Here is a 13,056-nt window from a genome sequence, read left to right on the forward strand (position 1 = left end):
GGAGTTTTTTTATTAAAGGAGAGAAAAAAATGACAGAACAAATTGAAGCAAAGCCAGTACTTGATATACACGAAAAACCTACTTGGAATAAATGGATTGTTTTAAGTATCCAGCATCTGTTTACAATGTTTGGCTCAACCATTTTTGTGCCAAGTGTGACAGGAATGAATCCCGGCGTCGCCCTTGTATCTAGTGGGCTCGGCACGCTCGCGTACTTAGCGATTACACGCGGCAAGATTCCCGCTTACTTAGGTTCCTCGTTTGCATTCATTCAGCCACTTACGATGTTTATGCTAGCTGATTCGCCAGGCTCCGTTATGGTTGGAACATTTTCCGTTGGGGTTGTGTACGCGATTATTTCATTGATTGTTTATTATGCAGGTGTGGACTGGATTCAAAAAGTCTTGCCACCTGTTGTTGTTGGACCTGTTATTATGGTTATCGGGCTTAGCTTAGCACCAAATGCAGCTTCTATGGCGATGGGAACAAATAATGGTGGAGATTATAGCTTTCAGTCGGTTGCAGTTGCCCTTATTACACTTATGGCGGCTGTCATTGCGATGATTGCGTTTAAAGGATTTTTTGGACTCATTCCCATTTTATTCGGCTTCTTTGTCGGCTATCTAGCAAGTATTCCGTTTGGTCTCGTTGATTTTACACTTGTGAAACAAGCAAGTTTATTCCAAATTCCAGATTTTACAATCCCATTTATCGATGCCAATCCAGTTGTAACGGCAACGGTCATCATTAGTATGGCGCCACTTGCATTCGTCACGATGGCTGAACATATGGGGCACCAACTCGTTTTAAACAAAATTACGAATCGAAATTTCTTCAAAGATCCAGGGCTACATCGTTCGCTTATTGCGGACGGAACTGCCTCAATTATTGCTTCGCTAATTGGTGGACCTCCTGTTACGACTTACGGTGAAAACATTGGTGTGCTTGCCATTACACGGGTTTACAGCGTCTTTGTTATTGGTGGTGCGGCAGTATTCGCTGTATTATTCGGCTTTATTGGCTATATTAATGCCATCATTACTTCTGTACCGCAAGCTGTTCTAGGTGGGATTTCATTCCTCCTATTTGGTGTTATCGCCTCAAGCGGCCTTCGAATGATGATTGATAACAAAATAGATTTAAATGTGAACCGCAACTTAATTATTACTTCTGTCGTGCTTGTTATCGGCATTGGTGGCTTCTTTGTGGAAATCAACTCTGTGAAAATTACTGGGATGGCAATGGCGGCTGTCGTTGGCATCATTTTAAACTTAATTATTCCTGAGAAGAAACGAGCATGAATTTAAGACCTCTTTTGGACAAATCTAAAAGAGGTCTTTATATAGAAAAAGAAAGGTGGGCTACAAAATGAAACATCTTTTGACAATGGACGAATTAAGTAATGAAGAAATTGAAGGACTTTTAAACCAAGCCGCTTTTTTTAAAAAAGAAGAAAAAACGAAATTCGAAAAAGAAGTTTATGCTGTCAATTTATTTTTTGAACCGAGTACACGCACACATACAAGCTTTGAAATGGCTGAAAAAAAACTTGGAATGAACGTTTTGAGTTTTGAACCTGGCGCATCAAGCATAACAAAAGGAGAAACACTTTATGATACAGCCTTAACCATGCAGGCCATCGGAACAGACGTTGCGATTATTCGGCACCCAGCTGAAAACTTCTTTGATGAGCTCCGTACACTTGACATGGCCATTATAAACGGCGGGGACGGGTGCGGTGAGCATCCTAGCCAGTGCCTTCTTGATTTGTTCACCATACGCGAACAATTTGGACATTTCAGCGGTTTGAAAATCGGCATTGTTGGCGACATCTCCCACAGTCGTGTGGCAAACTCTAATATGAAAGTACTCAAACGACTTGGCGCTGACATTTATTTCGCCGGTCCAGACGAATGGTTTAATCAGGATTTAAGTGCGTTTGGTGAGCATATGACAATGGATGCACTCGTTGAAACAGTCGATGTTGTGATGCTATTACGTGTGCAACATGAACGTCATGACGGGAAAGCAATTTTTCATAAAGAAACCTATCATCAAACATTTGGTTTAACGGAAACACGTGCTAATAAAATGGGTGATCAAGCGATTATCATGCATCCAAGCCCAGTTAATCGCGATGTTGAAATTGCGGATTCTTTAGTGGAGTCAGACAAGTCGCGCATAATCACGCAAATGACAAACGGTGTCTATATCCGCATGGCCATTTTGGAAGCAGTTTTAAAAGAAAAAGAAGTGAGGGTGAAAACATGTACATTTTAAAAAACGGACAAATTTTAAATGAAAACGGGGATTTTACTAAGCAAGACATTTTAATAAGCGGTGATAAAATTGTGAAGATTGCCGAAAATATCACGGAAGAAACGGCGACGATTATTGACGTTAAAGGGAAATTTATTTCACCGGGATTCATTGATGTTCATGTGCACCTCCGCGAACCAGGCGGAGAACATAAGGAGACAATCGAAACGGGGACAAAGGCGGCGGCAAAAGGCGGCTATACAACCGTTTGCTCGATGCCAAATACAAAGCCAGTTCCAGATACGCCAGAAAAAATGGCTGCGCTCGTTGAACGAATTCAGGACACAGCTCGCGTTCGCGTTTTACCATATGGGTCGATTACAAAAGAGCTTGGCACGGATGAGCTTGTTGATTTTTCGGGCTTAAAAGGCGCAGGAGCTTTTGCGTTTACAGATGACGGGGTAGGTGTTCAGACGGCTGGCACGATGTATGAGGCGATGCAAGCTGCGGCGAAACTTGACATGGCGGTTGTTGCGCACTGTGAAGATAACTCGCTCGTTTATGGAGGAGTCGTCCATGACGGGAAATTTGCTCGAAAAGTAGGTTTAAAAGGGATTCCAAATATTGCGGAGTCCGTTCAAATCGCGCGTGATGTTTTGCTCGCCGAAGCAGCTGGTTGTCATTATCATGTTTGTCACATCTCGACAAAAGAGTCGGTGCGTGTGGTACGCGATGCAAAACGTGCTGGTATTCATGTGACGGCAGAAGTTTCACCCCATCATTTGCTGTTAAATGAAGAGGATATTCCGGGCAATATCGGTAACTGGAAAATGAATCCACCACTTAGAAGTCGTGTGGATCAAAACGCCCTTTTAGAGGGACTACTTGATGGAACGATTGACTTTATCGCAACAGACCATGCCCCGCATGCGGAAAGTGAAAAAAATATTTCGATGGAGAAGGCGGCATTTGGGATTGTTGGACTTGAGACGGCGTTTCCGCTACTATACACACATTTTGTGAAAGACGGGGACTGGACGCTTAAAAAGCTTATCAGTTATATGACGGAGAAACCAGCAGAGGTATTCAAACTTTCGTACGGACGTCTTGGTATCGGAGATGTTGCTGATATTACTGTAATCGATTTAGACAAAGAAGAGGAAATTAATCCAGAGACCTTTTTATCAAAGGGAAGAAATACACCATTTGGTGGCGTGAAATGCTACGGCTGGCCGGTTTTAACTATCTCACGCGGTGAAATCGTCTATACTTGGGGGGATAAATGATGAAGAGAATGTTAATGCTTGAAGATGGTACTTATTTCATTGGCGAAAAGATTGGTTCTGACAAGGAAACGATTGGTGAGGTTGTGTTTAACACAGGCATGACGGGCTATCAGGAAACGATTACCGACCCATCCTACTATGGCCAGATGATTACTTTCACGTACCCGCTTGTTGGAAATTATGGTGTCAACCGCGATGACTTCGAGTCCATTCAACCTGTGGTTAAAGGGGTGATCGTCCGTGAGGCGGCTGATTTTGCTTCCAACTGGCGTGAACAAATGACGCTTGATGAATTTTTAAAGGAAAAAGATATTCCTGGAATTGCGGGAATTGATACGCGTAAACTTACCAAAATGATTCGCAGCGTTGGAACATTAAAAGGCATTTTAGCCTCAGCTGATGCCGATAAAGAAAGTTTACTGCATCACCTGAATTCTGTTAGGCTACCAAAAGATCAAGTGAGCGAGGTATCGTCTTCAAAGCCGTTTGCGAGTCCGGGTGAAGGGAAACGTGTGGTTCTTGTGGATTACGGTGTAAAAGGATCAATTTTAAAGGAATTGAATAAGCGGAATTGTCATGTGACAGTTGTGCCGTATGACACAACCGCTGCAGAAATTTTAAACATGCATCCTGATGGTGTGATGCTCTCAAATGGCCCGGGAGATCCAAAAGATGTGCCAGAAGCGATGGAAATGATTTTAGGTTTGCAAGGCAAGATACCACTTTTTGGAATCTGCTTAGGGCATCAATTATTCGCGCTTGCAAATGGTGCGGATACGTTTAAAATGAAGTTTGGTCACCGCGGCGCCAATCACCCAGTAAAGGAGCTTGCTACTGGACGCGTTGATTTCACGGCTCAAAACCATGGCTATTCGGTTGATGCGGATTCGCTTTCAAAAACCGATTTAGTCGTGACACACGTGGAATTAAATGACGGCACAATTGAAGGTTTGAAACACCGCGATTACTTAGCATACACCGTGCAGTATCATCCAGAGGCAAATCCTGGACCAAGCGATGTGAATTACTTATTTGATCAATTTATCGAAATGATGGATTTAGAACGGGAAGGATGGATGGAAAATGCCTAAGCGTGAGGATATTAAGACGATTTTAGTTATCGGATCTGGCCCCATTGTGATTGGCCAAGCCGCAGAATTTGATTATGCAGGCACACAAGCTTGCTTGAGTTTAAAAGAGGAAGGCTATCGTGTTGTCTTAGTGAACTCAAATCCAGCAACGATTATGACAGATGCTGAAATGGCAGATAAAGTATATATTGAACCGATTACACTCGACTTTGTGTCGCGCATCATTAGAAAAGAGCGTCCTGAAGCGATCTTACCAACACTTGGGGGACAAACGGGTCTCAATATGGCAATGGAACTAGCTAGTGCTGGCATTTTAGACGAAATGAACGTAGAAGTACTCGGAACCGATTTGACGGCCATCAAAAAAGCGGAAGACCGCGAGGCATTTCGTGACCTTATGAATGAACTCGAACAACCTGTACCAGAAAGCGAAATTATTCATGACTTAGACGAAGCAAAAGCTTTCGTAGCTCAAATTGGTTACCCGGTTATTGTTCGTCCAGCATATACGCTTGGTGGTTCAGGCGGCGGGATTTGTCATAATGACATCGAACTTCAAGAAATCGTTCAAAGCGGCTTAAAACTGAGCCCAGTAACACAGTGCCTACTTGAAAAAAGTATCGCTGGTTTTAAAGAAGTCGAATATGAAGTTATGCGCGATGCAAATGATAATGCGATGGTTGTGTGTAACATGGAAAACATGGATCCAGTTGGCATACATACAGGAGACTCTATCGTAGTTGCCCCAAGCCAAACGCTCTCAGACCGCGAATACCAACTACTGCGGGATGTCTCGCTAAAAATCATTCGCGCCCTAGAAATTGAAGGCGGCTGTAACGTTCAACTCGCTCTCGACCCTGATAGCTATCAATATTATGTCATCGAAGTGAATCCGCGAGTTAGCCGTTCATCGGCACTTGCATCCAAAGCAACTGGCTATCCAATTGCGAAGCTAGCAGCAAAAATCGCAGTCGGCCTCACATTAGATGAGATTAAAAATCCTGTAACTGGCACGACTTTCGCTCACTTTGAACCAGCCCTCGATTACGTTGTTGCAAAAATTCCACGCTTTCCGTTTGATAAGTTTGAAAATGGCGATAGACGACTCGGCACGCAAATGAAAGCAACGGGCGAAGTCATGGCAATCGGGCGCACGTGGGAAGAAGCCCTTCTAAAAGCCGCACGCTCCCTTGAAATCGGCGTGAGCCACGTATATTTAGAAGAAGCAGAACAGGCAACAGCCGAGAAACTCGAACAAAAAATTCGCTTCCCAGAGGACGACAGACTGTTTTTCCTGGCCGCTGCTCTTAGACGAGGGGAGACAATCGAGTCCCTTCACGAAAAAACAAAAATCGATCTTTTCTTCCTGTATAAATTAGAAAAAATCATTTCGCTTGAAAGTAAATTAAAAGAACAAAAAGGTGACCTTGAGGCGCTTTATACGGCGAAGCGAATGGGCTTCTCTGACGCGTTTATTGCGAAGTTGTGGGAGACAAGTGAATCTGCGCTTTACGATTTGCGCAAACAAGAAAATCTTTTCCCTGTGTATAAAATGGTAGATACATGTGCGGCCGAATTTGCGTCTACGACTCCCTATTTTTACAGCAGTTACGAAGAGGAGAATGAATCGATTCGCTCCGAGAAAGAAAAAGTTATCGTACTTGGTTCTGGTCCCATTCGAATTGGCCAAGGTGTAGAATTTGATTACGCAACCGTACATTCCGTTTGGGCTATCCAACAAGCTGGCTATGAAGCGATTATCATTAATAACAACCCAGAAACCGTTTCCACAGACTTTTCAATTTCTGACAAGCTGTATTTTGAACCGCTAACGCTAGAAGATGTCATGCACATCATCCATATTGAAAAGCCACTAGGCGTTGTCGTTCAATTCGGTGGACAAACGGCCATTAATTTGGCGGAAGGGCTTGCAGAACGCGGTGTTCAAATTTTAGGTACAAGCTTAGAAGATATCGACCGAGCTGAAAACCGCGATAAATTTGAAAAAGCACTTGAAAGTTTGCAGATTCCGCAACCAGCCGGCAAAACGGCCACTTCTGTTGACGGAGCGCTTGAAGTCGCAAAATCAATTGGCTATCCCGTTTTAGTTCGTCCGTCTTATGTGCTAGGCGGACGTGCTATGGAAATTGTTGAATCAGAAGAGGCGCTCACCTACTATATGAATAACGCGGTAAAAGTAAATCCAAAACACCCTGTGCTTGTCGATCGTTATGTGCAAGGTCAGGAAGTGGAAGTCGATGCAATTAGCGACGGAAAAGATGTCCTTATCCCGGGAATTATGGAGCATATCGAACGTGCAGGTGTACACTCGGGCGATTCTATTGCAGTCTATCCGGCCCAAAGTTTAAGCCAAAAAGTCAAACAACAAATTACAGAGTATACAACAAAACTTGCGACAGGACTTGGCATTATCGGCATGCTAAATATTCAATATGTCGTAAGTGGTGAAGAAGTTTTTGTGATTGAAGTCAATCCTCGCTCCAGCCGGACAGCACCGTTTTTAAGTAAAATAACGGATATTCCAATGGCAAACGTGGCAACAAAAGTTATTCTAGGTAAAAGTTTGAAGGAGCTTGGCTTTATGCCAGGACTTGCGCGCGAGAAGAAGGAAATTTTTGTGAAAGTACCAGTGTTTTCGTTCGCGAAACTTCGTAGTGTGGACACTTCACTCGGTCCAGAAATGAAGTCTACAGGTGAAGTCATGGGGAAAGATGTTACGCTTGAAAAAGCACTGTATAAAGGTTTTGTCGCTAGCGGCACAAAAATGCATGACTACGGTACGGTGCTTCTAACAATTGCTGACCGTGATAAGGAGGAAGCAACCTTACTCGCGGAACGTTTTAACACAATTGGTTTTACGATTATGGCAACGGCTGGAACGACGAAAGTATTAAAAGAAGCAGGCATTAAAGTTTCTGAAGTGAAAAAAATTGGTGAAAATCATGAAACGTTACTGGATTATATTCGAAATGGACAAATTACCCTTGTTGTAAATACGCTAACAAGTGGGAAAAGACCAGAACGTGATGGGTTCCAAATCCGCCGCGAATCTGTTGAAAATGGCATACCAGTTTGTACGTCACTCGACACGGCAGAAGCCATTTTACGCGTACTCGAATCACGCTCGTTTGAACTAGAAGCGATTCAGTCTGTTTAAATAGACGGGAGGAGAAACATGGAAGCGAAAAATATGGAAGTCGTCAAGCAAACCGAAATCGCCGACCGCGTTTTTGAATTAGTGCTTCGCGGTGACGCCGTTTTAAAGATGAAACCGGGTCAATTTTTGATGATAAAACCAAACCGAGAAGACCTGCTTTTAAGGCGACCAATTAGTATTGCAGCGTATGATAAAGAGCGGAGCGAGTGTACACTCATTTACCGAGTTGAAGGGGACGGAACGCGGCAAATGGCACAGCTGAGTGCAGGGGATTTGGCCGATGTTTTAGGACCACTTGGAAATGGCTTTTCCTTTCACTCACATTTAGCGGGTAAGCGGGTACTGCTTGTTGGCGGAGGGATTGGCGTACCTCCTTTATATCAATTAGGAAAAGAACTACACGCGCTAGGCGCAGCGGTAACGTTTGTAAATGGTTTTTCGGCGGAAAAGGATATTTTTTATGAGGCGGAAATGGCCGAATTTGCCGAGGTCCATATTAGTACGGTGGATGGAACATACGGAACAAAAGGTTTTGTGACGGATATTACGAACCAATTCGACTGGACGCCTGAGGCTGTTTTTAGTTGTGGCCCGCACGCCATGCTAAAGGCCGTTCAAACGAACTTTCAAGGTGCCAAAGTTTACCTTTCACTTGAGGAACGTATGGCTTGCGGAATTGGTGCTTGCTATGCCTGTGTCGTGCGGGCAAATGAAGACGGGAAGCAATTTAAAGTTTGCCAAGATGGTCCTGTTTTTAACGCAAATGAGGTGAAATTATGAATCGTTTAGAAGTGAAAATTCCCGGCTTACACTTAAAAAATCCGATTATGCCAGCATCTGGTTGTTTCGGATTTGGACGTGAGTATGCAACATTGTTTGATTTAAATAAACTTGGTGCGATTATGGTCAAGGCCTGTACACCAGAGCCTCGTCTTGGAAATCCCACGCCACGAATCGCAGAAACGCCTAGTGGCATGTTAAACGCTATCGGCTTACAAAATCCTGGTTTAGAGGCGGTAATGCGCGAAGAACTGCCTTTCCTCGAACAATTTGATACGCCGATTATTGCCAATGTGGCGGGTGCAACAGAGGAAGATTATGTCACAGTTTGCGCGAAAATTGGTGATGCCAAAGCTGTCAAAGCGATTGAATTAAATATTTCATGCCCAAATGTCAAACACGGCGGCATCGCTTTTGGCACGGATCCTGAAGTGGCATACAGGTTGACAAAGGCAGTCAAGGAAGTGGCAAAAGTACCTGTCTATGTCAAACTTTCGCCAAATGTGACTGATATTAAGGCAATCGCACAGGCGATTTCTGAAGCCCGTGCAGACGGCTTGACGATGATTAATACGCTACTTGGCATGCGTCTTGATTTAAAAACGCGCAAGCCGATTATTGCAAATGGTACGGGCGGTTTGTCAGGTCCAGCCATTAAGCCTGTTGCAATTCGCATGGTTCATGAAGTCAGAAGAATGACACAGCTCCCAATCATTGGAATGGGCGGCGTTCAAACGGTGGATGATGTGTTGGAATTTCTAATTGCCGGCGCGGATGCGGTCGCAGTCGGCACACTCAATTTTACAGATCCACATATTTGTCCAAAGCTAATTGACGCGCTTCCTGCTCGCATGGACGAGCTTGGCATTAGCACACTAAAAGACTTGAGGAAAGAAGGGGCAAGTAGATGACAAAACCAATTATTGCGCTAGATTTTAGTACAGCGGAACAAGTCGCAGGATTTTTTTCGAAAATAGCAGAAGAGAAGTTAGCGCTAAAAGTAGGGATGGAATTGTTCTATGCGACTGGTCCAGCCTTTGTTGAATCGCTTAAAGCTGAAGGCCATGAGGTGTTCCTTGATTTAAAGCTGCATGATATTCCAAATACTGTGGAGCGCGCGATGGCGGTTATCGCCCGTCTTGGTGTCGATATGGTGAATGTGCATGCTGCGGGCGGAAAACGTATGATGGAGGCTGCGCTTTCTGGTCTTGAAAAAGGCAGCCAAGGCGGAAAACGTCCAAAACTAATTGCTGTGACGCAGCTGACGAGTACGAGTGAGGCGGATATGCAACATGATCAGCGAATTCAGACGACGCTTTTAGAGTCAGTGCTCCATTATAGTTCGCTCGCTTATGAGGCAGGTCTTGACGGTGTGGTGTGCTCCGCATTTGAAGCGCTGGACATTAAAAGAATCACACACCCGGACTTCTTATGTGTCACGCCTGGAATTCGTCTCGCAAATGCCGCGTCTGACGACCAAAAGCGCATCGTCACACCAAGTGCGGCACGAGAGATGCAAGCGAGTGCCATTGTGGTTGGTCGTCCGATTACCCAAGCAGAAAATCCGCAAAAAGCATATGCGAAAATTGTAGAGGAGTGGGGAGAATGATGGAAAAAAACACGGCAGAGGCATTACTAAAAATAAAGGCTGTCTTTTTGCAGCCGAGTGACCCGTTTACATGGGCATCAGGTATGAAGTCACCAATTTATTGTGATAATCGTCTAACATTAGGATTTCCAAAAGTACGAAAAATGATTGCGATGCACTTAGCTGAAAAAATTAAAGCTGAATTTCCAGACTGTGAAGTTGTTGCAGGAACCGCAACAGCAGGTATTCCACATGCTGCATGGGTAAGCGATTTACTCAACTTGCCAATGGTATACGTTCGCGGTGAAGCAAAAAAACATGGTAAAGGAAACCAAATTGAAGGAAAAATCGAGCCAGGTCAAAAAGTTGTCGTCATCGAAGACCTTATTTCAACTGGTGGAAGCTCGCTAAAAGCAGTAGAAGCCCTTGAAGCAGCCGGTTGCACTGTACTCGGCATCGCCGCAATCTTTACATACGGCTTACCAGTTAGTGAAAAACGATTGCGCGAAGCACATATTAAGCTCGTCACACTGACCAATTACGAAACACTAATTGATGTCGCCATTGAAGAAGGCTATGTCACAGAAAATGAGCGTCAAATTCTAAAAGAATGGAATAAAAATCCAGAAGCATTTGGAAAATAAAAAAGCATGAATCCAGTAAAAGACACTTTTAAAATGGCTTTTACTGGATTCATGCTTTTTTTTGTGGCCTAAATTCTATACGATTGACAGGATTTTTGCTCAAATCTTAGGAAGAAATATTTTATAAGCAAAAACAATCACAAAACATAACAAAAATTATTGATTTTGAAAAATTGTCACAAAAAAAGAATGAAACTGGGGAATTTACACAAATGGAATTCTTTATTCCTTGCTATACTTTTGATAAGAAAAACACAAATGGACTTATCAGAAGAAAAGACATAAAAACTAATGAGTTGCAAAAAAGCTTAATTATACAGGGATATAATTCAAAAAAGAAAGATGCTCTAATTTATATATTTTCTGTACAGTCTCTTAGTTAAAATGAATATCATCTAGAGAAAATAAAAGGATACAGTTCGTAATTTTCGTTTAAGTATGTTATTTTTTTTCGAAATAATAGTTTAATATGCAAAATCAAGCATAAAGTTATACTAAATAATTTTTAAAAGGAGAAAAAAGATGAATTTTAAACGATTAGGTATTATTACACTCGCAACTGCTTTAGTTGCTCAAGCACCGTTACTTGTAAGCGCGGCAAAAGTAGGGGATTCTGAGAAAAAATCAGCAACATTAGAAAGTAATCAAACTTTATCTGCTACTAGTGATTTAACATTAACAGTCGGGGAACCTGTAACGAAAACCCTTCACGTTCAAGACCAAGCTTCAAGCACTAGTGAATGGGGAAGTTATGTTTCTGATGTAAAAGTGGTTTTAACCGATATGGATGGAATTAGTTATAAGGTAGTGTACGGACCTAAAAGTGATGATGGGACTCATTATCAATATTTGGATGTAATTCTTTCAGGAACTCCAACAAAAGCTGGTGCTGGAAGCTTTAGCCTAGAATATTATGATGGTGCTGGTAACGGTGGAGTATATCCATATACGGTGAATACACAGTCGACGACAACGGTAGAATATGTTGATCAGAATGGAACCAAGATTGCAGATGATACTGTACAAAAAGGAGATTTAAATACGGCTTATACGACAGAAGCAAAAATAATCGACGGCTACACATTAGATGAAACAAAACTTCCTAGCAATCAAAATGGACAATTTGGTGAAACAAACCAAACTGTCACTTACACGTATACAAATAATCAAAATGCAGTAAATAAAGGAACAGTAGGTATTTCGTTTTATTCCGTAGATGGTAAATGTAAAGAGTTAGTGTCCTCACTCGACTTATCATATGCCTATCCAGATGGTGTACCAACAGATACAGTGACATTTGGTGATTTAGCAAAAGATGCCACATATAATGATTTAAGACCAGGAACATTAAACTCTGAAATATTATGGAGTGATGTGCTTAGTAATATGGTTGCGTATATGAGTGGAGATATAGATGCAGCGCAATTTGAAGCTGCTGTTGGGGCAAGTCCAGAAGACTTTGATTTAGATGGAATTGCTGCAAACTTCGAAGGATATGAATTTGATGAAGCCACGTATCAAGAAAATCTAAGTAAAATGGTTACTTTTGAACAAGATGGTGGTAATGTCAATTTACAAGTTCCATTTAAGAAAATAGCAGAAGTTCAAGCAGCAGCGGATGTGACCGTGAAATATGTGGACACAAAAGGAAATGAATTAGCACCAGCGGACACTTTAAGCGGAAATGTTGGCGCGGATTATACATCAGAAGCAAAAACAATTGCTGGTTGGTCATTAAAAGAAACACCTGCTAATGCAACAGGTACCTTCAGTGATAAAGCACAAACAGTCACTTATGTATATCAACAAGTTGTCGATCCTGTAAAAAGTGAAGTTACCATCAACTTTGTAGATAAAAATGGTAATAAAATTGCTCCTTCTAAAAAGATTTCTGGAGAACTTGGAACTCAGTATAAAGCTGTAGCGGAAGACATTCAAGGCTACAAACTGATTGATCAAGATTCGGCTAATGCTTCTGGCGTATTCACAGAAGAACCACAAACAGTTAACTTTATTTACGAAAAAGATGGTGTACCAGCAACGAATAATGGAACTGGAAATGGAACTGGAACCGGCAATGGTGATAATAACTTGACTCAAAATCAAACTAGTAAAATGGAACTTCCAAAAACTGGGGATACAAGCAGTCCACTTCTTATCTTGTTCGGTGGAGCACTCGTACTGGGCGCATTTGGTTTGTTCTTTAGAAGAAAACAAACGCAACGTTAAT

10 protein-coding genes are annotated in these 13,056 nt (G+C 42.4%); all 10 read left to right on the forward strand.

The window, feature by feature from the left end:
• Positions 1-29: 29 nt before the first annotated feature.
• The 10 genes from R8923_RS04050 to R8923_RS04095 all read left to right on the forward strand — a co-directional run bounded on the left by R8923_RS04050 (position 30) and on the right by R8923_RS04095 (position 13,055).
• Positions 30-1,301 carry a solute carrier family 23 protein gene (locus R8923_RS04050; RefSeq protein WP_485871476.1) on the forward strand — a complete coding sequence of 424 codons (1,272 nt, stop codon included), beginning with the start codon at positions 30-32 and terminating at the stop codon, positions 1,299-1,301.
• A 67-nt stretch (positions 1,302-1,368) separates the two neighbouring features.
• Positions 1,369-2,280, forward strand: a complete 912-nt coding sequence (locus tag R8923_RS04055; protein WP_485871477.1) for an aspartate carbamoyltransferase catalytic subunit — start codon at positions 1,369-1,371, stop codon at positions 2,278-2,280.
• Positions 2,268-3,545 carry a dihydroorotase gene (locus R8923_RS04060; protein WP_485871478.1) on the forward strand — a complete coding sequence of 426 codons (1,278 nt, stop codon included), beginning with the start codon at positions 2,268-2,270 and terminating at the stop codon, positions 3,543-3,545. Before R8923_RS04055 ends, R8923_RS04060 begins: the two co-directional genes overlap by 13 nt.
• Entirely contained in the window at positions 3,542-4,636 is a 1,095-nt protein-coding gene (locus tag R8923_RS04065) for a carbamoyl phosphate synthase small subunit (protein WP_485871479.1), read from the forward strand. Before R8923_RS04060 ends, R8923_RS04065 begins: the two co-directional genes overlap by 4 nt.
• Complete coding sequence (gene carB, locus R8923_RS04070; protein WP_485871480.1) at positions 4,629-7,814, forward strand: carbamoyl-phosphate synthase large subunit; 3,186 nt, start codon at positions 4,629-4,631, stop codon at positions 7,812-7,814. The genes R8923_RS04065 and carB overlap by 8 nt, the downstream gene beginning before the upstream one ends.
• 18 nt (positions 7,815-7,832) lie before the next feature.
• Positions 7,833-8,594, forward strand: a complete 762-nt coding sequence (locus R8923_RS04075; RefSeq protein WP_485871481.1) for a dihydroorotate dehydrogenase electron transfer subunit — start codon at positions 7,833-7,835, stop codon at positions 8,592-8,594.
• Positions 8,591-9,505 carry a dihydroorotate dehydrogenase gene (locus R8923_RS04080; RefSeq protein WP_485871482.1) on the forward strand — a complete coding sequence of 305 codons (915 nt, stop codon included), beginning with the start codon at positions 8,591-8,593 and terminating at the stop codon, positions 9,503-9,505. Before R8923_RS04075 ends, R8923_RS04080 begins: the two co-directional genes overlap by 4 nt.
• On the forward strand, positions 9,502-10,203 hold the full coding sequence (gene pyrF / locus R8923_RS04085) for an orotidine-5'-phosphate decarboxylase (protein WP_485871483.1): 702 nt from the start codon (positions 9,502-9,504) through the stop codon (positions 10,201-10,203). Before R8923_RS04080 ends, pyrF begins: the two co-directional genes overlap by 4 nt.
• On the forward strand, positions 10,200-10,826 hold the full coding sequence (gene pyrE, locus R8923_RS04090) for an orotate phosphoribosyltransferase (protein ID WP_485871484.1): 627 nt from the start codon (positions 10,200-10,202) through the stop codon (positions 10,824-10,826). Before pyrF ends, pyrE begins: the two co-directional genes overlap by 4 nt.
• 522 nt (positions 10,827-11,348) lie before the next feature.
• Entirely contained in the window at positions 11,349-13,055 is a 1,707-nt protein-coding gene (locus R8923_RS04095; protein ID WP_485871485.1) for a MucBP domain-containing protein, read from the forward strand.
• Position 13,056 lies beyond the last annotated feature (1 nt).

This window comes from Listeria tempestatis (assembly GCF_963575625.1).
Classification (GTDB): domain Bacteria; phylum Bacillota; class Bacilli; order Lactobacillales; family Listeriaceae; genus Listeria; species Listeria tempestatis.

Excerpts from the sequence above, each read along its gene's own strand:
- R8923_RS04050 (WP_485871476.1), top strand. The coding sequence starts at position 30 with ATGACAGAACAAATTGAAGCAAAGCCAGTACTTGATATACACGAAAAA.
- R8923_RS04055 (WP_485871477.1), top strand. The coding sequence starts at position 1,369 with ATGAAACATCTTTTGACAATGGACGAATTAAGTAATGAAGAAATTGAA.
- R8923_RS04060 (WP_485871478.1), top strand. The coding sequence starts at position 2,268 with ATGTACATTTTAAAAAACGGACAAATTTTAAATGAAAACGGGGATTTT.
- R8923_RS04065 (WP_485871479.1), top strand. The coding sequence starts at position 3,542 with ATGATGAAGAGAATGTTAATGCTTGAAGATGGTACTTATTTCATTGGC.
- carB (WP_485871480.1), top strand. The coding sequence starts at position 4,629 with ATGCCTAAGCGTGAGGATATTAAGACGATTTTAGTTATCGGATCTGGC.
- R8923_RS04075 (WP_485871481.1), top strand. The coding sequence starts at position 7,833 with ATGGAAGCGAAAAATATGGAAGTCGTCAAGCAAACCGAAATCGCCGAC.
- R8923_RS04080 (WP_485871482.1), top strand. The coding sequence starts at position 8,591 with ATGAATCGTTTAGAAGTGAAAATTCCCGGCTTACACTTAAAAAATCCG.
- pyrF (WP_485871483.1), top strand. The coding sequence starts at position 9,502 with ATGACAAAACCAATTATTGCGCTAGATTTTAGTACAGCGGAACAAGTC.
- pyrE (WP_485871484.1), top strand. The coding sequence starts at position 10,200 with ATGATGGAAAAAAACACGGCAGAGGCATTACTAAAAATAAAGGCTGTC.
- R8923_RS04095 (WP_485871485.1), top strand. The coding sequence starts at position 11,349 with ATGAATTTTAAACGATTAGGTATTATTACACTCGCAACTGCTTTAGTT.